Raw genomic sequence first — 22,410 nt, forward strand, 5'->3', positions numbered from 1 at the left:
GTGGATCCGGAGGTACCCGTGCCCGTACGCCCCGCTCTCGCCGCGGCCCTCGGCGCAGCCGCCCTGCTGTGCGCCGCCGTCCCCTCGGCCGCCGCCGACCCGTCCGAGACCGAGACCGTGACCGTCGATCCGACCGGCCACATCGCCAAGGACGGCACCATCACCCTCACCGGCACCTACCGCTGCTCCGGGACCGCCGGCATCGCCTTCGTCAGCTCCTCGATCAGCCAGGGCGACCGCACCAGCGTGTACGGCATCGGCGGCACCCCCGCCCAGTGCGACGGCGCGGAGCACCACTGGGAGAACTCCGGCAAGATCTCGCCGAAGTCCCTGAAGGCCGGCAAGGCCCATGTGCAGGCGACGGTCACGGAACTGCGCTCCGGCGACCTGCTGCTGTTGCTGCCGGCCTTCCACGCCCTGAAGGAACAGGACGTCAAGCTCACCCAGAAGTGACGGTCGTCCGTACGCGAGGGGTCAAGGCGAGCCCCGGTCGTGGACCACCCGACCCGGGCCCTGTGCGACGTCACCCCCGCGCCGGGCGCCGCAGGGCGGCCACGAACTTGTACCGGGAACCCCGGTACACCGAGCGCACCCACTCCACCGGCCGGCCCTCCGCGTCCCGCGAGTGCCGGGACAGCAGCAGCATCGGCAGCCCCACGTCGGTGGCGAGCAGGTGTGCCTCGCGCGGTGTGGACAGCGAGGTCTCGATGGTCTCGTCGGCCTCGGCGAGATGGACGCCGTACACCTCGGCGAGCGCCGTGTACAGCGAGGGATGGGTCGCCAGCGAGCGGCGCAGGCCGGGGAAGCGCCGCGCGGACAGGTGGGTCGTCTCGATCGCCATGGGATCACCGCTGGCAAGCCGCAGCCGCTCGATGCGCAGGACGCGCTCGCCGATGCCGATGCCGAGCAGCTCCGACAGGCGCTGGTCGGCCGGGATCTCCCCGATGTCCAGCACCTGCGAGGCGGGGGTCAGGCCCTGGGCGCGCATGTCCTCGGTGTGCGAGGTCAGTTGGAGCGTGCGGTACAGCTTGGGCTGGGAGACGAAGGTGCCCTTGCCCTGGATCCGGTCCAGCCGGCCCTCTCCCACGAGTTCCGTGAGCGCCTGCCGGATGGTGGTCCGCGAGGTGTCGAACCGCACGGCGAGCAGCCGTTCGGCCGGCATCGCCGAGCCGGGCTGCAACTCCTCGGCCATGGCGAGCAGTTGCTGTTTGATCCGGTAGTACTTCGGCACGCGCGCGGTGCGGCCGGACGCCCCCCTGTGCGGCTGGGCGCTGCTGACGTCGGTGGTCATGCCTGCCTTCCCGGCTGTGTCGACGGTCTCCCGTTATAGCGACCAACTGCCCTATGGTCTAGTCCAACCCGCCCGCCCAGGTCCGGTCCAACCGATGCCCGGATGAATCGGACGGATGCGGACGGACGCGCTCCGGTGACGTTCTCGTAACGGCCGGAATCGGCTTCCGGGACCACCCTTGACACCCCGAAAGGTCTAGGCCAAGCTCCACCGTACTGGTCTACACCATTAGTGGCCAGGTCCCGAGCCCTACGTGCAACAGCGTCGTACGCAGGTCACCGCCGAGGGCGTGGGGGGTTAGTGGCATCCCTGAGGAGGGTGGCGTGAAGCGCAAGCTCGCTGCCGCGATCGTGATCGCGGGCATGATGGTCTCCGTTGCGGCGTGTGGCGGAAACGGCGGCAAGGACAGCGGCAAGGACGCGGGACCGAGCAGCTGGAAGGGCCAGACGCTCACCGTCTGGACCATGGACGGCTCCGCGCCGCCGCAGTGGAGCAAGGACGTCCAGGCCGCGTTCGAGAAGAAGACCGGCGCGAAGCTGAAGTTCGAGATCCAGAAGTGGGACGGGATCCAGCAGAAGATCACCACCGCCCTCTCCGAGGACAACCCGCCGGACGTCCTGGAGGTCGGCAACACCCAGACCCCCGCCTACGCGGCCACCGGCGGCCTCGCCGACCTGAGCGACGTCAAGCAGTCGATCGGTGCCGACTGGACGCCCTCGGTCTCCCAGTCCTCCGTGTACCAGGGCAAGCAGTACGCCGCCCCCTGGTACTTCGCCAACCGCGTCGTCATCTACAACAAGGCCATCTGGGCGAAGGCCGGCATCACGTCCACCCCGAAGACCCGCGACGAGTTCTTCAAGGACCTGCAGACCATCGGCAAGAAGACCGACGCCGAGCCGCTCTACCTGCCGGGCCAGAACTGGTACTTCCTCGACGGCCTGATCATCGGCCAGGGCGGCGACCTGGTGAAGAAGCAGGGCAGCACGTACGTCTCCAACCTCGCCGACCCGAAGGTCGCCGCGGCCATGGACCTCTACAAGCAGTACGCCTCCTACTCCAAGGCGCCCAAGGACAAGGACGAGGCCACCCCGCAGCAGGCCACGGTCTTCGCCAAGGGCAAGACCGGCGCGTTCATCGGCATGGGCTGGGAGGCCGCCACCGCCATCCAGGCCAACAAGTCCATCGAGAAGGACCTCGGCTACTTCACCATCCCGGGCGCCACCGCCGACAAGCCCGAGGGCGTCTTCCTCGGCGGCTCCAACCTCGCCGTCGCCCAGAACAGCAAGAAGCAGTCGCTGGCCAAGGAGTTCCTGAAGATCGCCCTGTCCGACCAGTACGAGGGCGAACTGTCCAAGCTCAACGGCGTCATCCCGAACAAGACGGCCCTGCAGAGCAACCTCAAGGGCAACGGTGCCGCCGAGGCCGCCGCGCCCGCCGCCGCGGTCGGCGGCACCACCCCGCTGATCCCGGAGTGGGCCGCGGTGGAGAACACCCCGAACCCGATCAAGTCCTACATGACCGCGGTGCTGAACGGTAAGGCTCCGGCTGCGGCCGCCAAGGACGTCGAGGCCGAGATCGACAAGCGCCTGGCCCAGAAGAACTGATGACCACGCCGGGGGCGCCGCGCGGCGGCGCCCCCGGATCGGTCGTTCCCACGGCCGGTTCGGCCACGGAAGAGATGGCAACACATGTCAGTGCAGACCCAAGGCACGGACACGGCCGGTGGGCCCGCTGTCCGCAAGGCCCGGATACCGGGGCCGCCGCGGGGCGCGGACCGTGACTCCGGGTCCCCGTCCCGCCGCGGTGCCGCCGCCCCCTACCTCCTCCTGCTGCCCGCGCTGCTGGCCACCGTGGTCCTGCTCGGCTGGCCCCTGGTCAAGAACGGCATGCTGTCGTTCCAGAACCTCAACCCGCGGCAGCTCATCCAGCACCTCACCGAGTGGAACGGCGTCGACAACTACCGGCAGGTGCTGTCCGAGCCGGAGTTCTGGCACGTCGTCGAGCGCACCGTCTTCTTCACCGCCGCCAACGTCGTCCTCATCATGGTGCTCGGCACCCTGATCGGACTGCTGCTGGCCCGGCTCGGCAAGCGGATGCGGCTGCTGCTCATGGTGGGCCTCGTCCTGGCCTGGGCGATGCCCCCCATCGCCGCCACCACCGTCTACCAGTGGCTGTTCGCCCAGCGCTTCGGCGTCGTCAACTGGACACTGGACAAGCTCGGCTGGCACTCCATGGCCGGCCACAACTGGCTGGGCAGCCAGTTCTCCACCTTCTCCGTGGTCGTCCTGCTCATCGTGTGGCAGTCGATCCCCTTCGTGGCGATCAACCTGTACGCCGCCACCACCACGATCCCCAAGGAGCTGTACGAGGCCGCGTCCCTGGACGGCGCCGGCGCCTGGCAGAGCTTCACCTCGGTGACCCTGCCCTTCCTGCGGCCCTTCCTGTACGCCACGACCTTCCTCGAGGTCATCTGGGTCTTCAAGGCGTTCACCCAGATCTTCGCCATCAACCAGGGCGGCCCCGACCGCCTCACCGAGACCCTGCCGATCTACGCCTTCGTCGAGGGCGTCGGCAACCAGCACTTCGGCGTCGGCGCGGCGATCTCCTTCCTGACCATCCTGGTACTGCTCGTCATCACCTCGTACTACCTGCGCATGGTGCTCAAGCAAGAGGAGGACGAGCTGTGAAGCGCTCGCTCATCGGCCGTATCTGGCCCGGCGCGACCGCCGTCGTCCTCTTCGTCGGCTTCGCGTTCCCCGTCTACTGGATGTTCGCGACGGCCCTCAAACCGACCGGCGACATCATCTCCGACAACCCGGTGTGGTTCCCGACGAACGTCACCCTCGGCCACTTCAAGAAGGCGATCCACGCCGACCACTTCTGGACCCTGGTCGTCAACTCCGTCACCGTCACGGTCCTGTCGGTGGTCTTCTCGCTCGTCATCGCCCTGTTCGCGGCCTTCGCGCTCGCCCGGATGCGGTTCAGGGGCCGGCGCGGGCTCATCGTGACGTTCATGCTGGCGCAGATGGCCCCCTGGGAGGTCCTGATCATCGCCATCTACATGATCGTCCGCGACAACGACATGCTGGACAGCCTGGTCCCGCTCACCGTCTTCTACACGATGATGGTGCTCCCGCTGACCGTCCTGACCCTGCGCGGTTATGTGGCCGCCGTACCGAAGGACCTGGAGGAGGCGGCCATGGTCGACGGCTGCACCCGCACGCAGGCCTTCGTCCGGGTCATCTTCCCCCTGCTGGCCCCCGGTCTGATGGCGACCTCGCTGTTCGGGTTCATCACCGCCTGGAACGAGTACCCGCTCGTCCTGATCCTCAACAAGGACATCGAGAAGCAGACGCTGCCGCTGTGGCTGTCGCAGTTCCAGACCGCCTTCGGTGACGACTGGGGCGCCACGATGGCCGCCTCGACCCTGTTCGCGCTGCCCATCCTGATCCTCTTCATCTTCCTGCAACGCAAGGCTGTCAGCGGCCTGACCGACGGCGCCGTGAAGGGATGACCCCGCCGATGACCACACTCGCCACCACTGGGTCTGACAGCGGCTCCGCCGCGGGCGACACCCTCACCCGGGACGCCCTCGCGGTGCTGCAGCCGGGGTTCGACGGCACCACCGCGCCCGACTGGGTGCGCCGCCGCCTCGGTGAAGGGCTCGCTTCCGTGGCTCTGTTCGGCCGCAACGTCGTCACCGAGGAGCAAGTCACCGCGCTCACCAAGGAGTTGCGAGCCGAACGCGACGACCTGCTGGTCGCCATCGACGAGGAGAGCGGCGACGTCACCCGCCTCGACGTGCGCACCGGCTCCTCCTTCCCCGGCAACCACGCCCTCGGCGCCGTCGACGACCCCGGTCTCACCCGGTCCGTCTCCCGCGAGCTGGGCCGGCGCCTGGCCGCCTGCGGCGTCAACTTCGACTGGGCGCCGTCCGCCGACGTCAACGCCAACCCCGACAACCCCGTCATCGGCGTCCGCTCCTTCGGCGCGAGCACCGACCTGGTGGCCCGGCACACCGCCGCCTGGGTCGAGGGCCTGCAGTCCACCGGCGTCGCCGCCTGCACCAAGCACTTCCCGGGCCACGGCGACACCAACGTCGACTCCCACCACGCCGTACCCCGCATCGACGTCGACGCCGACACCCTCCACGCCCGCGAGCTGCCCCCCTTCCGCGCGGCCATCGCCGCCGGTACCCGCGCCATCATGAGCGCCCACATCCTCGTGCCCGCGCTCGACCCGGACCGACCCGGCACCCTCTCCCGCCGCATCCTCACCGAGCTGCTGCGCGAAGAACTCGGCTACCAGGGCCTGATCGTCACCGACGGCATGGAGATGCGCGCGATCTCCGGCACCTACGGACTGGAACACGGCGTGGTCCTGGCGATCGCGGCCGGCGCCGACGCCATCTGCGTCGGCGGCGGGCTGTGCGACGAGGGCACCGTGCTCAGGCTCAGGGACGCGCTCGTGGCCGCCGTACGCTCCGGCGAACTGCCCGAGGAACGGCTGGCCGACGCCGCCGCCCGGGTCCGGGACCTGGCCCGGTGGACGGCCAGGGCCCGCAGCGGCGCGGCGAACACCGAGCCGAACCCGGAGATCGGCCTGGTCGCGGCCCGCCGCGCGCTGACGGTGACCCGTGCGGGCGCCGCCGCACCGGCCCCCGCCCCGGGGTACGTCGCCCAGTTCGAGCCGGCCCGCAACATCGCCGTCGGCGACCAGACCCCGTGGGGCGTGGCCGCCGAGCTGGAGCGGCTGCTGCCCGGCACCGCCTCCGCCTCCTTCACCGGCGACGACGCGGGCGGCGCGGCTCTCGCCACCGCCGACGGCCGGCGGATCGTCGCCGTGGTCCGCGACGAACACCGGCACGACTGGATGCGCTCCGCGCTCGACACCCTGCTCGCCGCCCGCCCGGACACCGTCGTCGTGGAAATGGGCCTGCCCCAGGCCCCGCCGCGCGGCGCCCTGCACATCGCCACCTACGGCGCCGCCCGGGTCTGCGGCGTGGCGGCGGCCGAGGCCGTCGTGGCGGGCTGAACCCACTCGCTCCACCGGCCGCCCGCCGACGCGGGCGGCCGGGTCGACCGTGCTCTTCTCCCGGATCCCCACCGCTGTTGTCCGCACGTGTTGTCCAGAGGAATCGCATGCAGACGCCCCACCCCTTCCTCCACCGGGCGGCCTCCATCCGCCCCTACTTCAGCGCCGACGGCGAGACCTACCTCGCCCCGGCCCCCCTGCGCCACCTCGAGAAGTCCCAACCCCTCAGGGTGCTCTCCGCGGAGGACTTCGCCTTCTGGCAGACCTACGGCTACGTCGTCGTACGCGAGGCCGTCACCCCCGGCGAGGCCAAGCAACTCCTCGACTTCGCCTGGGAGTTCACCGGACTCGACCCCGACGACCCCGAAACCTGGTACGCGGAACCCTCGTTCCGCTCCGAACTCGACCAGCACCTGTTCATCTACGGCTTCGTCGAGGCCTACCACCACCAGCTCCTCTGGGACAGCCGCCAGACCCGGCGGGTCTACGACGCGTTCGTGGACGTCTGGGACTGCGAGGAGCTGTGGGTCACCCTGGACCGGCTCAACCTCAACCCGCCCAACACCCGCACCCGTTCCCGTTCCCTGATCGAGCCCACCGACGAGGGCTTCGACATCGAGCTGCACTGGGACGTCGACACCACCCTCGCCGTGCACCCCCAGCGCGTCCAGGGCATCATCGCCCTCACCGACACCCGGCCCGAACTCGGCGGCTTCCAGTGCGCCCCCGAGCTCTTCCGCCGCCTCGAGGAGTGGCGCCTGGCCCAGCCGCCCGGCCGCGACCCGGTCCGGCCCGGCACCGACCGCGCCGAGTTCCCGGTGATCCGCCCCGACCTCCAGGCCGGCGACCTGCTGATCTTCAACGGGCTGCTGGCACACGGCGTCGCACCGAACCTCTCTGACAACGCTGTCCGAGCCGTCCAGTACCTGTCGATGATGCCCGCCCTGGAGGAGCACACCGCCCTGCGCGACTCCCGCGTCCACTCCTGGCGCACCCTCGCGACCCCCGACTGGAACGCCACCCTCCTCGGCGACGCCCGCCGGCCGGAGGCCGACCGCTACGGACCCGCGACGCTCACCCCGCTCGGCAGAAAGCTGCTCGGACTGGACTCCTGGGCCGCTGCCGCGGAAGAGGCACAGTGAACCGGATCTGCCTCTGCCTGCCCACCAACCGCGCCTGCTCCGCCACCCTCACCGCCCTCCACGCCGAGGCCGCCTACGCCGCCCAGCACCACGGCGCCGACGTCCAACTCCTCATCCTCGACTCCTCCGACGCCCGCACCCGCGCCGAGCACACCCGGGTCGTGGCCGGCCTCCACCCGGTACCCGGCGTCACCGTCCACCACTTCGGCGAGTTCGAGCAGCGGGCCTTCCTGCGCCGGACCATCGAGCGGGCCGGCCTGCCCGACGTCGACCGCCTCCTGCACCTCATGCTCCCGCCCGCCGTGTCCTACGGCGCCTGCACCAACCGCGCCTTCCTGCTGGCCGCCGCCCTCGGCTGCGACTCGCTGCACCGCAGGGACTCCGACAGCGCCTACCAACTCCACGGCGGCGAGCCGGTGTTCCCCGTGCACCACGAGCTGCCCTGGCTGGGCCGTCCCGCCGCCGAGGCCACGGCCTCCGTCCCGCACACCGACCTCGACCCGGCGCTGCCGGCCCGCCCGGTGTCACTGGCGGGCGCCTCCTTCATCGGCGAACTCTCCGTCGACATCGGGGAGATACGACGCCTGGACGAGGGCGTGTACCACGACGTCGTCAGCCTCTGGGCGCCCGGCGACTGGCCCGAGGACCGCAAACGCCACCTGGTGGAGGAGTCCTTCACCGGCGCGGGCACGGCACCCTTCACCGGTGACCGGGCAACCCTCACCGTGGTCGACCCCATGCGCGTCGACATGTGCAACATCGCCTTCGACCGCGCGATCTACGAACGCATCCCGCTCCCACCCGCCACCGACACCATCGGCAGCGACTACTTCCTCCTCCATGTGGTCCACGACGCCGCTCTGCCCGGCATCCTGCACAACCGCCACATCGAGAACTTCCACACCCCCGAACGCCGCACCGACACCGGCTTCCCGGCCTACCAGCGGCGGTTCGTGAAGTTCCTCCTCTCCATGCTCCACTTCCACCACGTCTACGACCGCATGGCCGCCGAAGGTGTGGGGTTGCTGGACGAGCGGCATCGGGTACGGGCCGACCGGATCGTGGAGTTCCTGCGGGAGAGCACCGACCTGGACCGCGCGGAGAACGTCTGGCGACTGGACCGGGTGGACACGGCCTATCGCAAGCTGGGCGGCCGGTACGCGACGTTCGCCGACCAACTCGCGGAAGAGCGTGAACGGTTGTTGGACGAGGCGGAGTCGGACATGGAGGACTTCGCACACCTGGTCGAGGCCTGGCCGGCACTGATCAAAGCAGCCCGCACATGAGCGCCCCAAAGGGGCGCGGGGCCCTGTCTGATATGCGGCTACCGCCGCGTGGGCGCGATCAACCACGGCGGACCGGCACTCGCACGACGGCACATCCGGGCACTTCCGCAGGCGCACTCGGCACCGCACTCGCCGCAGCCGAATCCGACCGCATCATCTACGACCTGACCGGCATAGAGCACCAATACGACGCCCTGCTCAACGAGTTGCCCGGCACCCACATTCGCTTCGCGCTCAAGGCCTGCCCCGTCGACGAGGTCCTGCACACCCTCACGGCCCGCGGTGCCGGATTCGACGCAGCAAGCCCCGCCGAAATCACCCAAGCCCTCCGAGCCGGCGCCCAGCCACACCGCATCCACTACGGCAACACCATCAAGTCCGACCACGACATCGCCGAAGCCCACCGCCTGGGTGTCCGCACCTTCGCCACCGACAGCATCGAGGACGTCACCGCCATCGCCGCGCACGCGCCCCGCGCCCGGGTGTTCTGCCGCCTCGCCACCAGCGGGGAGGGCGCGCTGTGGGGCCTGAACCGCAAGTTCGGCTGCGCCCCCGACGACGCCGTCCGCGTGCTGGAAACGGCCCGCGAGGCCGGACTCACCCCGGCCGGCCTGTCCGTGCACGTCGGCTCCCAGCAGATGACCGGCGAGGCCTGGCAGCAGGCCCTGGACACCCTCGCCGGGACGCTGGCGGCGCTGGCCGGGCGGGGGATCGTACCCGACCACGTCAACCTCGGCGGCGGTCTGCCCGCGCTGGGCTACCAGGACCGTCACGGCAACCCGCTCGACCCGCCCCTGGACAAGATCTTCGCCGTGCTCCGCGAGGGCATGGACCGGCTGCGCGACCTCACCTCCGCTCCGCTCGACTTCGTGATGGAACCGGGCCGCCACCTGGTCGCCGACCACGGTGCGGTCCGGGCCCACGTCTCCCGGCTGACCCGCCGCAGGCAGCCGGACGGCACCGACGCCCACTGGCTCTACCTGAGCTGCGGAAAGTTCAACGGCCTCTATGAGATGGACCAGTTGACGCACCGGATGGTGTTCCCGGGCCACCTCGGAACACAGGAGCACGTCTCCGCGATCGTCGCCGGCCCCACCTGCGACAGCGACGACGCCTACGGCGAGGGCCGGCACCCGGTGCGCGTGCCGGCGTCCGTCACCTCCGGCGACCCGGTCTGGATCCTCTCCGCCGGCGCCTACGCCACCAGCTACACGACCCAGGGCTTCAACGGCATCCGCCCGCTGCCCTGCGTGTGCATCCGGGGCCAGGAAGGACACCACTGACATGACACACCTGATACGCGGCGTCACCGAGGCCGACTGGCCCGCGGTCGTGGCCCTGGAAGCGGAGGCGTACGCGGACACCGCGCTCACGGAGGGGGAGGCCGTGCTGCGCTCCCGGGCCTCGGCGGGCACCTGCCTCGTCCTGGACCTCGACGGCCGGATCGCGGGCTATGCCCTGGCCCTGCCGTACCCGAGGTTCCGCTGCCCCGACCTGACCCGCGCCGAGCGGGCGGCCCACTGCTCCACCAACCTGCACCTGCACGACCTCGTCATCACCGCGCCCCTGCGCCGCAGGGGGCTCGGCAGCCGTATGGCCCGCCACCTGACGGGCGTCGCCCGCGCCCGCGGTTTCGAGACGATGTCCCTGATCGCGGTCGCCGGCAAGGAACCCTTCTGGCGGGCCAACGGCTACCGCGCCCACCGCGAGGCGCACGTCCCGGCCGGGTACGGCAGCGGCGCGGTGTACATGTCGGCGCAGGTCGCCGCCGTGCGGAGGGCGAGCTGATGCCCGCTCCCTCCTTCCAGCGCGCCAAGTGGTCCATCGCGGCGCTGTTCTGCTTCCTCGGCTTCCAGTACGGCACCTGGGTCTCCCGGCTTCCCGCGCTCAAGACCCGGCTGGACCTGGGCGCCGGGGAGGTGGGCCTGCTGCTGATGGTCTGCGGGGCCGGTGCGGCGGCCTCCTTCCCGCTGGTCGCCCTCCTGATGCGCCGCCTCGGCTCCCGGCGGCTGTCCCTGGCCTCCGCCGTGTGCCTGGTGGCCGTACTGGCCGCCCTGTCCGCCGTACCGAACTACCCGCTCGCGCTCCTGGCCGTCTGCGCCGACGGAGTCGCGGTCGGCTGCCTCAACGTCGCCATGAACGCCCAGGGCGCCGCGCTGGAGAAGGCCTACGACCGCACCGCCATGTCCCAGCTGCACGCCACGTTCAGCGCCGGTCTGCTCGCCGCCGCCCTGCTGACCTCGGGCGTGACCACGCTGACCGGGTCGGTGCCGGCCCATTTCACCGTGGCCGGAGCCCTGTTGCTGCTCCTGCTCGCCGGCGCCCGCTCCGGGCTGCTCACCCGTACGGAACCGGGCACGCCGGGCGGGCCGAAGCGGAGCCGCCGCCCTGCCCTGCCCTCCTGGACGACCCTGCTCCTGGGCTGCGCCATGGCCTTCGGCACCATCACCGAGGGCGCGATGAACGACTGGTCGACGCTCTACCTGAAGGACGTCGTCAAGGCCTCGGCGTCCGTGGCGCCGCTGGGCATCGCGGTCGTCTCCGTGATGATGCTGCTGGCCCGCCTGCGCGCGGACCGCTGGCGCGGTCGCTGGGGCGACGGCCGGGTGGTGCGGGCCGGCAGCGCGGTCGCCGCCACCGGCCTCGCCCTCGCCCTGCTCACCGGCGGGCTGGTCCCGACCCTCCTCGGCTTCGCCTGCGTCGGCCTCGGCGCGGCCGCCGTCACCCCGTGCGTCTACGTCGCGGCCGCCGGTCACGGCTCCGACGCCCTGGCCCTGGTCGCCGCGATGGGCACCACTGGGCTGCTGGCCGGCCCGGCACTGATCGGCCTCGTCGCGAGCACCACGAGCCTCACCCTCGGCATGGCGACCGTCGCCGCGTCGGCCCTGATCGTGACGCTGACCGCGTTCCGGATCCGCTGGCCCGACCGCACCCCGGCACCCACGGCCGGGACTCCGCTTCCGGCACCTGAGAACGCCTAGGGAGCCGCCCACCGGCGGCACATCACAGCAGGTCAGGTCACCTGGACATCGCGGCCGGGCTCAGCATGAGGTGCGCGGACTCGGGGCGGGCGAAGTCGGAGTGGGCTCCGGCCGGGGCCATCCGGGTCCGGACGCCGCCGCGGAAGAGGCGGCTGGCGTCCACGTCGACCAGTCGGTGGTCCAGGGCGACCGCCGGGTACCGCTCGCCCACGTCGAGCAGCCGGACGTGGAACTGGGGGACCGGGGCCACGCCCGCCCCCGAGTGGCCGATGCCGGCCGCGCCCTCCGCGCGCAGATGCCAGAACCCCGTCGCCCGGTCCCAGCGGGAGTGGGTGAGCACCAGCGGGCCGCGCAGCGGGGCGCCCGGCCGGCCGGCGGAGGGGAACAGCGAGGGGAAAGGGCGGTCGAAGGCGTCGCGCGGTGCCGCCATCCGGAAGACCAGCATGCTGTAGGCGGTGAAGGGCCGGCCGGGCACCCGGGGCGAACTCCAGCCCAGCACCCGCGGCCCGCCGGGAGACGCCGCCCACTGCACCGCCTCGCACAGGAAACGCCCCCCGAAGGAGTGCCAACAGGTGCAGATACCGCCCGTTGCGGTTGGCGAGCACCGCCGGTGAGGCGGGATCCGGGCGTGCCGCGTCGAGATAGCCGAGCAGATGGGCCAGCACATGCGGAGCCTGCCCCCCGGCCCGCCGCGCTCATCGCATGGGCCCGGTCGCGGATACGGCGGTAGCCGCCCAGCGAGGGGGAGTGGGACCCCGGGCCGGGCGGTGACCAGCACCCGGCCGCTCCGGCGGCCACAGACCGTGCAGTTCCGCCGGGTCGGTCAGCCCGTCGAGCACCACCAGCCAGCGCCGGCCGGTCGCCCGCAGCCAGGCCAGGAAGGCCTGTGCGCCGTGCTCCGGCTGCCCGGGGTCGGCTCCGGCGGCCGCCGCGAAGTCGCAGACGACCGCGCCGCGGGAGGCGACGGTCACCCACACCACCAGGTCGACGGTCCCCTCATGCCGGACGCACCGCACGAAGTGCGCGGCCAGTTGTGTCTTGCCGGGCGGGATGGGCGGAACGGCGGTCGGCGGGGCAGGCGCTGACAGCGGGACGGGCGCAGGGAGGGCGGCGCCGGGCGGCGGCGCGACGGACGGCCCGGGGGAGGTGAGGTTCCCCGCGCTCGCACCGACCGGCTTCGCCATCGCGTACGCGCCCGCGCACACCGACACCAACTGACGTGACTCAGCCGCGAGTTGCACCTGACGACCGGACCGCTCGGCGTCCTCCAGCAGATCCTCGAAGCGGGTCTGCCAGGCCGCCTCCGCCCGGACGCGCAGCCGCTCGTCGCCGGGCGCCCCGAGCAGCGTGGTCAGGGTGCGCTCCAGCCGCTCCCGCTGCGCGCGCTTGCGCTGCTGGTCGCCCTCACCGAGAAGACGCGCCGCCCGGGCACACACGCCAGTGCGAACAACGAGTCGTCCGGCATTCAGCGTTTCCCCGCCCTTCGCGACACCGCCTCGGCTCACGCTGTATCCATGGAAGCGCAACCGCCGCGGCACCGAAGGCCGGCGGACGGACAGGATCTCCGGACAGCGGCGGTTCTCCATCATGCCGAGGACTTCGGTCTCCTATCCGCGGTGGGATGACGCGGGCGTGGACGCGAGGGTGCCGACGGCCTTGAGGGTGCGCAGCACAGGTGCCGTCTCCAGGCTACGGATCGCCTTCACCGAGCCCAGTCCCTGGGTGAGGTAGTGGTACAGCGCTGCGGTGTCCCTGCACAGGGCGTGAGCCACGAGGTTGGTGGGACCGGTGGTGTGGGCCACGAAGGCGAGTTCCTCATGGCGCGCCAACGTCGTGGCCACCTCATCGAGATGGGCGGGAGCGACTGCCATCCACAGCAGGACCTTGGCGATGCCCCCCAGGAGCGCGGGATCGAGCTCCACATCGAAGAAGATCGCTCCGCAGTCGCGCAGGCTGTCCAGCCGGCGCGACACCGTCGCGGGCGACCAGCCCGTGGTGGCGGCGAGGTCGCCGACCCCTGTTCGGCCGTCCTGTCGCAGGGCTTCCATCAAGGCGTGGTCCGCGGGGGAGAGCCTCACCTGCCGATCCCGGTCCCGGTCCAGGGAGGGGGGTTCGTTGCAGTCGGTGCGTTTCGCGTCGGCCAACAGGCGTTGCTGTCGTGGTTTGAGGGCGTTGGCGCTCATGCGCCAAGGGGTACGCCAGCCGACATAGGTGTGCAGCAGATGGTGGGCGGACACGGCGGTGAGCCCGATGCTGGGGGGCAGCTCGTGCAGGAGCAGGGAGTGGCCGTGCGCCGTACCGAGTGGTGTTTCGAGCACCGCGACGATCTCGGTGCCGCCACCGGTGAGATAGACCCACGAGGTGTCCTGGCGCCGGACGAGGGCGTGGGCGAGATCCAGTGCGGTCTCGGGGGCGGCGGTCAGCCGCAGCAGCCACTGCTCATGGCCCGTCAGGTGCGGGTCGGGCAACCCGACGACGCGGAGCGCGGCGTGCTCGCGCAGCCTGTCGTAACGACGGGAGACCGTCTGCGGGGAGACCGACAGTACGTGGGCTATCTGTGTGAAGGGGGCACGTCCGTCGATGTGCAGCGCATGGATCAAGGCGCGATCGAGGTCGTCGAGCATTCGCACACCATCCTTCACGCACCGCGTGGCAGGCCGCGGCGAGTCGCCGGAGGCGATGCCTGCACACGCCGGTGCTCCGCTCGGTCTGGACCCGGGTCCGGCGGCCCGGAGGTCGAAGGGGAGGAGTCCCTCGCCGTCGACCGTGGCGGCGAGCGTTCGCCGCCACGGTCACCGGTCAGTCCCTGATCACCGACTTGCAGCGCATCAGGAACTCGGCGAGATAGCCGTCATGCGGCATGCCGGACTCCATCCGGTGCGTCGGGTGATCTCCTACGTAGACATTGCTGATGGACGGATCTTCCAGCAGCTGTCCGACGAGGTGGGCATCGTGGGTGAGCGCTGTCAGGACGAGGCTGTTCCTCAGCGGCGCGATGCCTGCTTCACGCGTCCACGGAGCGACCCAGACGCAAGGAAAGGGAAGCTCGACGGAAGACTGCGGCGCATCGGGCCGGTCGAGCTGGAAGACGGCGGGGCGCAGTACGGCGCTGCCGTCGCCCAGTTCGTCGATGACGCCGTCGCCGCCGAGCCAGGGCCTTGCTCCCGAGGCCTTGTCGAGCAGGTGCGCCTCGAACGCCTTGGCCGTCGCGAGCGGTTGGACGGGGAAGACCGCCCGGGGATCCTCGGGAGGCAGGCTGGGCACCGAGGAATGGCGCTCGGCGAGCGCTTCGCAGAGCGGGGCCGGGTCGCCTTCCACGAAGACGGCGGTGGTGTTGACGCAGCCCGTGCCGCCCTTGCCGCTCACCGAGTCGACGATCGTGTCGAGATGATCCCGCCAGTCCATCTCCTCGGTCAGGAGAATCTTCGAGCGGCCAGGACCCTGCGGGAGGATCGAGGGGGCGGCGGCGTACTTGCGCACCACGTCGTCGCCGCCGTAGACCAGCCCGAGGTCCGCGCCCCGCAGCAGGACGTCCGCGGTGGCGTGGTCGGTCGGCAGCAGTGTCACCTGGTCGTTGCCGAAGCCGGCGTCGCGCAGTGCGGTGACCAGTCGGTGCGGCGTGAACGGCTCGCGCCGGGAGGGCCGGACGGCGACGCGGTAGCCCAGCGCGAGCGCCTCCGGCCAGAGGCTGTGCGGCCCGGGGTGGTTGCCGGCGGCGTGCACGGCGAAGACGTTCCCGCGCCGGGTCCACACCGCGCGGCCGGTGCGGGTCAGCGGGTCGTCCCAACGCCTCACCGCTCCGGTCGGCCGGGCGCACTCCACGCTGTGGTGGGCCTGCCTCATCCGGGCCGCGATGGCCCGCGTGGTCGACCGCACCACGGAGACCGGTATCCCGCCGACGCGACTGACCTGGTACTCGTACTCCTGGACCGACTGGTCACGCAGCGTGGCGGTCGCGAAGAGCTCGGCAGCGTGGCTGATCATCCCGATCCGCTCGTCGACGGGAGGAGTGGAAGCCCGGTGCAGCGACTTCATCGTGCGGTCGACGAACAGGGAGGGGACCAGGCTCAGTTCGGCGACCTGCCGGCCCGCGACGTCGTGCACGGCCGTACGGCTGCGGGACCTGAACGCGCCCTGCGGCCCGAGGGCGTCGAGCTGCACCGCACCGGCGTCGGAGTGCGCCATCAGTAGACCCCTTCGATCACGGTCTCGTTCTCGAAGGTCGCCACCGGAGCGATGTCCGCCACCGCGTCACCGACCTGACCGGCCAGGGGCTCGATCCGGGTTGCGACATCCCGCTCCAGGTTGTTGGGCAGGAAGAACGACTTGCTGACGTGGTTGACCAGGACGCGGCCGCGATCGCCGTACGCGACCGGTATGAGCGTCTCCGGATCGACGACCGAGAACGTCACGTAGGGGCTGCAGGAGTCGAAGACGCAGCCGGCGTCCTCCGGGAGGTCCGGGCGCTCACCGGCGAACCCCAGGATCATGGTGCTGCCGTAGTTCCCGCACAGGACCGTCCCGGGGAAGACCTCGGTCTTGTAGAGGTAGCGGGAGTCGGGATCCAGCTGGGTGCCGCCCCAGCGGATCGCCCGGACCTTCTCCTTGACCAGCTCGGCCAGGTCGTCGCGCAGGGCGAGGCGCTCCAGCAGCGGGGGCGTGATGGTCAGGACGCCGATGTCCTGTGTGCGCAGCACGAACGCGGCCTGGTCGATGAGGTGTTCGGTGTAGGCGGCGGCTTGGTCCCACTGACCGCCGGAGATCAGTTTCTTCACCCATCGGGGGTCGAGATCGACGGTGAAGCCGCGGCGGCCGTGGCTGGTCGCGGACCTGCGGAAGTATTCACCCACGATGTGCGGGCCCGTCGGGACCAGGCCGAGCCAGTCGGCGCCGGCGGGGAAGCCGTGGGCGTCGAGGTTGGCGTTGCTCCAGTGGACCATGCGCTCCAGCCAGTCCCGCAGCAGGACGACCCGCTTGGGCTCCCCCGTGGTCCCACCGCTCTCGAACACCCCGATCACGTCGGGGTGCCGGCCGTAGCCGCGGGGGATCAGGTCCTCGGCGCGGACGGAGCGCAGTTCGGCCGCCACGTTGGGGAAGAGCCTGAGATCTTCGTGGGTACGGATCTCACTGCGGGGGTCGAAGGGCAGGGTCTTGGCTCGCTCCAGCCAGAACCGCGAGCCCGTATCGGGGTTGAAGTGCCACTCCATGGCGGCCTGGATCAGGTCGTCCGGCTCGGGACGCACATCGAGGGGAAGGTCGAGGACCTGTGTGGTGGCTCGCGGCACGGGAACTCCTTCTGGGCGTATGAGGTGAGGTGGGGACTGCCCGGCGGAGATGCGGTACCTCCGTCGGCGCACCGGAGTTGTGGACGGAGCACGGAGCTACAGCTCGACGATGACGGCACCGATGTGCCGCCCTTCGATCACCTCCAGCAGGGCCTGAGGGGCGTGTTCGATGCCCTTGATCCGCACGTGGGGGAAGACCATCTGCCCCGCGCGCAGCCACGCGCCGAACCTCTCGGTCCACTCCCCGCAGTCGTCGAAGTCGTCCGAGCTGAAGCCGCGCATCACGATCCGCTTGTGGATGAGCGGCAGGGAGTCCAGCTCGACGGGTGCCGTGGTGCCGGTGCCGTCCTCGCACAGCTGCCCGGACAGGGCGCCGATCAGGACGAAGCGGGCACCCGGACGGGCCGCTTCCACAGCCGCCCGCAGCTGTTCGCCTCCGACGTTGTCGAAGAAGACGTCGATGCCGTCCGGTGCGGCCTTCGCCAGCTGTTCGGCGAGCGGTGCGGCACCGCGGATGACGGCCGCGTCGTAACCGAGCTCGTTCACGAGACGGTCGGCCTTCTCCTGCGAGCCGGTGCTGGCGATGACCTGGCCGGCGCCCAGCCGCTTGGCGATCTGCCCGGCCATCGCGCCGATCCCGCTGCCGCCCGCGGAGACGAACACGGTGTCCCCGGGGCGGAGTTCGACCCCGCGCGTCAGTGCCGCGTACGCTGTCCAGCCCTGCTGGAGGTGGGTGATCGGGTCGGGAAGGGCCTCGGTGTCCAGCCGCGCGCACTCGCCCGCGGGGACGACGGCGTACTCACGCCAGCCCAGCCAGTGCGACACCAGATCGCCCGGCCGCAGTGCGCTGCCCTCGGGGGCGGAGACCACCTCGCCGATCGCCGCGCCGACGAGGGTGTCGCCGGCGTTGAGCACGGGGAACGGCGTGTCCTGCGTGGCACCCGCGATGAGTATGCGCAGTGTGGCGAAGACGTGGAAGAAGACGTTGCGTACCAGTACGTCGTCGTCCCCCGGCGAGGCCAGGGGTGTCTCGACGACACTGAAGTGCTCCAGCCGCGGAAGCCCTTCGGGCTTGGCCGCGAGACGGACTTCTCTCTGGGTAGCGGGCAGGGCTGCCATTCACGCTCCTGAACAGGAAGGACGTACGGATGTGAAGCCCTGGTGCACGCGGAGTGACCAGGGAGCCCCAGGGTGGAGCGATCACGTCCGCCGACTCCAGTCACGGTGCCGCACTGGAACATTTCTTCCATCCGAGACGCCTGGCTGAAGGAAGCTCACATCCGGGGGCCGGCCCGGGCATCCCTCCGCGGGCCGGCCGGCCGGGGCGCGTGCACGGGGCCGCCGCGTGGGAAATCGTCACCGCAGACGTCCTCGGTGGAAGGAATCGTCCATCTCCCGGCTCTGGCTGGAGGCCGCGGATCCGTCCCTCCACGCTGACTCGTGGTCGAACTCGATGCCCCGCTCCCGGGGGATCGGTTCGGCGCGTCGACAATGGTGGAGAGGAACCCCGATGACTGCTGAGCGTGTGCTTGCGCCGACTCCCACAACGGCGTACCGATGGCGGTGGCTGGCGCTCACCGCCCTGCTGCTCGGTGAGGCCATGAACCTGTTGGACGCGACCATCGTGCAGGTCGCCGCACCGGCGATCCATGCCGATCTGGGCGGCTCGGTGTCCGACATCCAGTGGTTCACGACGGCCTACACCCTCCCGTTCGCGGTGCTGTTGATCACCGGTGGCCGGTTGGGCGACATCGCCGGCCGACGACGGCTGTTCGTCATCGGCGTCACAGGATTCATGCTGGCGTCCACCGCATGCGCACTGGCGCCCTCGGTGGGTCTGCTGATCGGCTTCCGCGTGGTGCAGGGGGCAGCGGCGGCTGTGATCATTCCCCAGACCATCGGTCTGATCAAGACCATGTTCTCCGGTGACGAGATGTCCAAGGCCCTGGGCAGCATCGGCCCCGTGATGGGCCTGGCGGCCGTGTGCGGTCCGGTGCTCGGCGGTGTGCTGACGCATGCCGACCTGTTCGGTTCGTCGTGGCGCGCGACATTCCTGGTCAACGTGCCCGTGTCCCTGGTCGTGCTGGCCCTGACCCCCAAACTGCTGGAGAACCGCGCTCCCAAGCGGCCCACTCTCGATCTCACCGGCACGCTCCTGGCGACGATCGGCGTCGGGCTCGTCGTCTACCCCCTCATCGGTGCGGACATCGCCGCGATGTCCGTATGGAGCTGGGGGGCCATCGTGGCCGGTCTGATCGTGCTGGTCGTGTTCGCGCTGCACCAGCGCGGTGTCGCCGCCGCCGGCCGGAGCCCGGTGGTGGAGCCGAGCCTGTTCGCGCACCGGGGTTTCCCGGCCGCCCTGGTGACGTCGACAACCTTCTTCGCGGTGACGAACGGTCTGATGATGGTCATCGTGCTGCAGCTCCAGCTGGGGCTCGGCACCGATGTGCTCAACGCGGGCCTGACCCTCGCTCCCTGGTCGGTGGGTCTGGCCGTGGCCTCCTGGGTGGCTGGTGCCCATCTGGTCCGGCGCTACGGTCACCGCATGATGTCCCTGGGACTCGTCGTACTCCTGGTCGGAGCGCTGGCCGCCATCGCCGTGTACCACGAGGCAGATCCCACGTCCTACCCCAGGCCGCTGCTGATCGCGCTGGGTGTGGTGGGTCTGGGAGTCGGGCTCTTCAGCCCTGCCTTCTTCACCATCGCCCTGAAGCCGCTGCAGCCGCAGGAGATCGGGTCGGCCGCCGGACTGCTGAACGCCGTCCAGCAGCTGGGCGCCACGCTCGGGGTCGCCGTCCTGGGCAGTGTCTACCTCAACAGCGCACGGCCCGGCGGCCCTTCGGCCGCGCTGCACGCGGTCCAGGTCGCCTTCTGGGTTGCCGTCGCGCTGGTGGTGATCAGCTTCGTCACCAGCAGGATGATGATCGAGAAGGATGCTTCGGACAAGGCCGGGGCACAGCACTGATCGAGCCACACTCCTGAGCGGTTCATGCGGCGGCCTTCCGGTCGCCGCATCGGTGTGTGTGCGCCCACCACGGCTTCACGGTCGCAGACGCGAAGCCGGAGCGGTCCGCCGGGCACGGACCAGATCCGTGATCATGGGGCTCGCCGCCTTGACGTTCTGCAGCACCGGGCTGGTCTCGAGGGTGTGGATCGCGTCGAGGGAGCCGAGCCGGCGGGCGAGGTAATGGTGCAGGTCGGCAGGGTCGCGGCACAGCGCCTGGGCCACCAGGTTGGTGGGACCCGTGGTCGCGGCGACGAAGGCGAGTTCGTCGTGTCCCGCCAGGGTCGTCGCCACGTGATCCAGATGCGCGGGGCTCACCGACATCCACAGAAGTGCCCTGGTGTTGGCGCCGAACAGCCCGGTGTCGACCTCGACGTCGAAGAAGAGGGCTCCGCCGGCCTGCAGATCGGCCAGCCGCCGCGCGACGGTCACCGGGGACCAGCCGGTCGCCTGGGCGAGTTCCGCGTGGCTGGCGCGCCCGTCCTTCTGCAGTGCAACCAGCAAATCAGCGTCCCCGTCGGTCAGTTGACGTGGCACGGGCACGTACGCGGTGTCGGCGGCCTCGTTCGACCGCAGGATGCGCTGCTGTTCCTCGTTGAGGGTGTTCGCGCTTCGGCGCCAGTTCGTGGGACCTCCGAGGTACATGTGCAGCAGACAGTGAGCGGACACGGCCGTGATGTTGTTGGTGCGCGGGATGTCACGCAGCAGCAGGGAGTTGCCGGCGGCGGCGTCGGTCGGGGTGTGGATGATCGCGACGATTTCGGTGCCGCCGGAGGTGAGTTTGACCCACGACGTGTCAGGTCGGCGGGCCAAGGCGTGCGCGAGGTCCTGCGCCGAACTCGCCGCGGCGGTGAGCCGGACGAGCCACTGTGTCTGACCGGCTCGGTGGGGGTCCGCGAGCCCGACGACGCGCAGCGACGCCTCGTCCCGTAGGCGCCGGTAGCGGCGGGCGATCGTCTGGGGCGATACGTCGAGCGCGGCCGCGAAATGACTGAATGGCGCGCGGCCGTCTATGTGCAGCGCGTGTATCAGGGCACGATCCAGGTCGTCGAGCATGCACACATCCTTCAGTGGGAGGCTGCTCCGTGGAATAAAGTTGAAGATAGCGCAGGCCACGCTACCATCGCAGCCTCAGAGGTCCGCAGAATTCCATCAGTTGCCGCTCATCAGAGTTACTCTGATCTGGTCGACATCGTGCGCAGCGGACCAGCTGTCTGCCCATCTCTCTCTTTCGAGCCCCATGTGCCAAGTGAATGTTCCAGCCATTCCGATGAGCCTTTCAAGCCGTACGTCTACAGAAATGTAGACCGCTCCTTTTCAGTGAACAGACCTCGTCTTGGGGAGGATTTTATGGTCGAGTTGAAGACGCCTTCGGTCGGAGTCGGGCAGACCGCACTCTTCGTCGCGTGGATGCGCCAGCTGGAAAGCGAACGTCCGGACGCGCTGTTCCGGGACCCGCTCGCCGCTGCCATGCTGTCGGCCCTGGCGGAGGATCCGGTACTGGCCGATGTGGCCGAGGTGATCAAGCAGACCCACAACAGCGCGCGTGGCTTCCCGGCGTACTTCGCGGTGCGCACGCGGTTCTTCGACGACGAGGTGCTCTCCGCGGTCCGGAGCGGGATCCGCCAGGTCGTCACGCTGGCCGCGGGCGTGGACGGGCGTACCGTCCGGCTGGAGCTGCCGGCCGGGACGCGCTGGTTCGAGGTGGAGCTGCCGGAGATGACCGCGTTCAAGGACGCCCTGATCGAACGGTCCGGCCTGCCCCTCGGGTGCGAGCGCCACGGGGTGGCCGCCGACCTCCGGGAGGACTGGCAATCGGCCCTGCGAGCTGCGGGTTTCGATCCGTCGCAGCCGACGGTCTGGCTGGTCGAAGGGCTCTTGATGTATCTGACCGACGCCGCGGGAGACGCGATCCTGGCCGGTGTCACCGAGCTGTCCGCACCGGGAAGCCGGCTCATGCTGGAGCACCTCCAGGCGGCGATGCTCGAGGAGGCGGGCAGGCCCGTGCGGGAGCGCGTCGAGGAGCAGGGCGCCTCCTGGCTCTCCGCTCGCGACGACCTCGTCTCCTGGATGGGCGGCCACGGGTGGGAGGCGGAGGTGTACGCCGGCGACGACACCCGAATCGGACACGGACGCACGGTGGCACCGCTCCCGGCGTGCTGGCTGACGACCGCCAGGCTCACTCCTTCCGCCGGACCGGCCGTGGCCTGACAGGAATTCCTGGAATCAACAGGATTCCGGACTCGGCAGCAGGGAATCCGGAATCCCGAATTCCATTGATGGCGGGCTGACCTCCGTCATCACAGGGGGTTTCTGGCTGAAATGATGCGGTGCATTGCACTGCAGTTTCGCCGGACTCGGTACGGGGGGACATCGTGCAACCAGAC

20 protein-coding genes are annotated in these 22,410 nt (G+C 70.5%); 12 read left to right on the forward strand and 8 right to left on the reverse strand.

The genetic code is table 11. The features are described from left to right. The first annotated feature begins 18 nt into the window (after nucleotides 1-18). The gene (locus tag ABT288_RS26675) at nucleotides 19-453 is read left to right on the forward strand and encodes a DUF6299 family protein (RefSeq protein WP_351612548.1); all 435 of its coding nucleotides are present in this window, start codon (nucleotides 19-21) and stop codon (nucleotides 451-453) included. Nucleotides 454-523: 70 nt separating this feature from the next. Here the strand turns inward: ABT288_RS26675 and ABT288_RS26680 are convergent, their stop codons facing one another. Beyond that, complete coding sequence (locus ABT288_RS26680; RefSeq protein ID WP_351612551.1) at nucleotides 524-1,291, reverse strand: GntR family transcriptional regulator; 768 nt, start codon at nucleotides 1,289-1,291, stop codon at nucleotides 524-526. Nucleotides 1,292-1,614: 323 nt separating this feature from the next. Here ABT288_RS26680 and ABT288_RS26685 point away from each other — a divergent pair, with 323 nt between their 5' ends. The 9 genes from ABT288_RS26685 (at nucleotide 1,615) to ABT288_RS26725 (ending at nucleotide 11,734) form a co-directional block, all read left to right on the forward strand. After that, nucleotides 1,615-2,895 carry an extracellular solute-binding protein gene (locus tag ABT288_RS26685; protein WP_351612554.1) on the forward strand — a complete coding sequence of 427 codons (1,281 nt, stop codon included), beginning with the start codon at nucleotides 1,615-1,617 and terminating at the stop codon, nucleotides 2,893-2,895. Nucleotides 2,896-2,979: 84 nt separating this feature from the next. Beyond that, the gene (locus tag ABT288_RS26690; protein WP_351612556.1) at nucleotides 2,980-3,978 is read left to right on the forward strand and encodes a carbohydrate ABC transporter permease; all 999 of its coding nucleotides are present in this window, start codon (nucleotides 2,980-2,982) and stop codon (nucleotides 3,976-3,978) included. Beyond that, nucleotides 3,975-4,805 carry a carbohydrate ABC transporter permease gene (locus ABT288_RS26695; RefSeq protein ID WP_351612559.1) on the forward strand — a complete coding sequence of 277 codons (831 nt, stop codon included), beginning with the start codon at nucleotides 3,975-3,977 and terminating at the stop codon, nucleotides 4,803-4,805. The genes ABT288_RS26690 and ABT288_RS26695 overlap by 4 nt, the downstream gene beginning before the upstream one ends. An 8-nt stretch (nucleotides 4,806-4,813) precedes the next feature. Further along, nucleotides 4,814-6,325 carry a glycoside hydrolase family 3 protein gene (locus ABT288_RS26700; RefSeq protein ID WP_351612562.1) on the forward strand — a complete coding sequence of 504 codons (1,512 nt, stop codon included), beginning with the start codon at nucleotides 4,814-4,816 and terminating at the stop codon, nucleotides 6,323-6,325. A gap of 107 nt (nucleotides 6,326-6,432) precedes the next feature. After that, complete coding sequence (locus tag ABT288_RS26705; RefSeq protein ID WP_351612565.1) at nucleotides 6,433-7,467, forward strand: phytanoyl-CoA dioxygenase family protein; 1,035 nt, start codon at nucleotides 6,433-6,435, stop codon at nucleotides 7,465-7,467. Further along, a complete protein-coding gene (locus tag ABT288_RS26710) occupies nucleotides 7,464-8,753 on the forward strand; it encodes a DUF6271 family protein (RefSeq protein WP_351612567.1) in 1,290 nt (429 codons plus the stop codon). The genes ABT288_RS26705 and ABT288_RS26710 overlap by 4 nt, the downstream gene beginning before the upstream one ends. Continuing rightward, complete coding sequence (locus tag ABT288_RS26715) at nucleotides 8,750-10,036, forward strand: type III PLP-dependent enzyme (protein WP_502972825.1); 1,287 nt, start codon at nucleotides 8,750-8,752, stop codon at nucleotides 10,034-10,036. Before ABT288_RS26710 ends, ABT288_RS26715 begins: the two co-directional genes overlap by 4 nt. Nucleotide 10,037: 1 nt before the next feature. After that, the gene (locus ABT288_RS26720) at nucleotides 10,038-10,541 is read left to right on the forward strand and encodes a GNAT family N-acetyltransferase (protein WP_351612570.1); all 504 of its coding nucleotides are present in this window, start codon (nucleotides 10,038-10,040) and stop codon (nucleotides 10,539-10,541) included. Further along, complete coding sequence (locus tag ABT288_RS26725) at nucleotides 10,541-11,734, forward strand: MFS transporter (RefSeq protein ID WP_351612573.1); 1,194 nt, start codon at nucleotides 10,541-10,543, stop codon at nucleotides 11,732-11,734. The genes ABT288_RS26720 and ABT288_RS26725 overlap by 1 nt, the downstream gene beginning before the upstream one ends. Before the next feature lie 37 nt (nucleotides 11,735-11,771). Here ABT288_RS26725 and ABT288_RS26730 read toward each other — a convergent pair whose 3' ends face one another. The 6 genes from ABT288_RS26730 to ABT288_RS26755 all read right to left on the reverse strand — a co-directional run bounded on the left by ABT288_RS26730 (nucleotide 11,772) and on the right by ABT288_RS26755 (nucleotide 18,138). Then, nucleotides 11,772-12,209 (reverse strand): hypothetical protein, encoded by a 438-nt coding sequence (locus ABT288_RS26730; protein WP_351612575.1) that lies wholly within the window; start codon nucleotides 12,207-12,209, stop codon nucleotides 11,772-11,774. Nucleotides 12,210-12,429: 220 nt separating this feature from the next. Then, nucleotides 12,430-13,170 (reverse strand): hypothetical protein, encoded by a 741-nt coding sequence (locus tag ABT288_RS26735; RefSeq protein WP_351612578.1) that lies wholly within the window; start codon nucleotides 13,168-13,170, stop codon nucleotides 12,430-12,432. A gap of 171 nt (nucleotides 13,171-13,341) precedes the next feature. Then, nucleotides 13,342-14,358: an Lrp/AsnC family transcriptional regulator gene (locus tag ABT288_RS26740; RefSeq protein WP_351612580.1), complete on the reverse strand. Its 1,017-nt coding sequence runs from the start codon at nucleotides 14,356-14,358 to the stop codon at nucleotides 13,342-13,344. 175 nt (nucleotides 14,359-14,533) lie between these two features. Beyond that, the gene (locus ABT288_RS26745; protein WP_351612583.1) at nucleotides 14,534-15,919 is read right to left on the reverse strand and encodes an aldehyde dehydrogenase family protein; all 1,386 of its coding nucleotides are present in this window, start codon (nucleotides 15,917-15,919) and stop codon (nucleotides 14,534-14,536) included. Next, complete coding sequence (locus ABT288_RS26750) at nucleotides 15,919-17,019, reverse strand: phenylacetate--CoA ligase family protein (RefSeq protein WP_351612585.1); 1,101 nt, start codon at nucleotides 17,017-17,019, stop codon at nucleotides 15,919-15,921. Before ABT288_RS26750 ends, ABT288_RS26745 begins: the two co-directional genes overlap by 1 nt. A gap of 96 nt (nucleotides 17,020-17,115) precedes the next feature. Next, nucleotides 17,116-18,138 carry an MDR family NADP-dependent oxidoreductase gene (locus ABT288_RS26755; protein ID WP_351612587.1) on the reverse strand — a complete coding sequence of 341 codons (1,023 nt, stop codon included), beginning with the start codon at nucleotides 18,136-18,138 and terminating at the stop codon, nucleotides 17,116-17,118. 391 nt (nucleotides 18,139-18,529) lie between these two features. Here ABT288_RS26755 and ABT288_RS26760 point away from each other — a divergent pair, with 391 nt between their 5' ends. Next, a complete protein-coding gene (locus ABT288_RS26760; RefSeq protein WP_351612590.1) occupies nucleotides 18,530-19,984 on the forward strand; it encodes an MFS transporter in 1,455 nt (484 codons plus the stop codon). A 75-nt stretch (nucleotides 19,985-20,059) separates the two neighbouring features. On the opposite strand, the gene ABT288_RS26765 is transcribed toward ABT288_RS26760, so the two are convergent. Continuing rightward, entirely contained in the window at nucleotides 20,060-21,079 is a 1,020-nt protein-coding gene (locus tag ABT288_RS26765) for an Lrp/AsnC family transcriptional regulator (RefSeq protein ID WP_351612592.1), read from the reverse strand. A 294-nt stretch (nucleotides 21,080-21,373) separates the two neighbouring features. Here ABT288_RS26765 and ABT288_RS26770 point away from each other — a divergent pair, with 294 nt between their 5' ends. Next, complete coding sequence (locus tag ABT288_RS26770; protein ID WP_351612595.1) at nucleotides 21,374-22,234, forward strand: SAM-dependent methyltransferase; 861 nt, start codon at nucleotides 21,374-21,376, stop codon at nucleotides 22,232-22,234. The last annotated feature ends 176 nt before the right edge of the window (nucleotides 22,235-22,410 follow it).

Origin of the sequence: Streptomyces sp. NPDC001093, from assembly GCF_040298985.1 — a bacterium.
Classification (GTDB): Bacteria; Actinomycetota; Actinomycetes; order Streptomycetales; family Streptomycetaceae; genus Streptomyces.

Coding starts and splice junctions, on each gene's coding strand:
- ABT288_RS26700 (WP_351612562.1), top strand. CDS start 4,814: ATGACCACACTCGCCACCACTGGGTCTGACAGCGGCTCCGCCGCGGGC.
- ABT288_RS26720 (WP_351612570.1), top strand. CDS start 10,038: ATGACACACCTGATACGCGGCGTCACCGAGGCCGACTGGCCCGCGGTC.
- ABT288_RS26690 (WP_351612556.1), top strand. CDS start 2,980: ATGTCAGTGCAGACCCAAGGCACGGACACGGCCGGTGGGCCCGCTGTC.
- ABT288_RS26770 (WP_351612595.1), top strand. CDS start 21,374: ATGGTCGAGTTGAAGACGCCTTCGGTCGGAGTCGGGCAGACCGCACTC.
- ABT288_RS26705 (WP_351612565.1), top strand. CDS start 6,433: ATGCAGACGCCCCACCCCTTCCTCCACCGGGCGGCCTCCATCCGCCCC.
- ABT288_RS26765 (WP_351612592.1), bottom strand. CDS start 21,079: ATGCTCGACGACCTGGATCGTGCCCTGATACACGCGCTGCACATAGAC.
- ABT288_RS26755 (WP_351612587.1), bottom strand. CDS start 18,138: ATGGCAGCCCTGCCCGCTACCCAGAGAGAAGTCCGTCTCGCGGCCAAG.
- ABT288_RS26715 (WP_502972825.1), top strand. CDS start 8,750: ATGAGCGCCCCAAAGGGGCGCGGGGCCCTGTCTGATATGCGGCTACCG.
- ABT288_RS26760 (WP_351612590.1), top strand. CDS start 18,530: ATGACTGCTGAGCGTGTGCTTGCGCCGACTCCCACAACGGCGTACCGA.
- ABT288_RS26745 (WP_351612583.1), bottom strand. CDS start 15,919: ATGGCGCACTCCGACGCCGGTGCGGTGCAGCTCGACGCCCTCGGGCCG.
- ABT288_RS26740 (WP_351612580.1), bottom strand. CDS start 14,358: ATGCTCGACGACCTCGATCGCGCCTTGATCCATGCGCTGCACATCGAC.
- ABT288_RS26725 (WP_351612573.1), top strand. CDS start 10,541: ATGCCCGCTCCCTCCTTCCAGCGCGCCAAGTGGTCCATCGCGGCGCTG.
- ABT288_RS26680 (WP_351612551.1), bottom strand. CDS start 1,291: ATGACCACCGACGTCAGCAGCGCCCAGCCGCACAGGGGGGCGTCCGGC.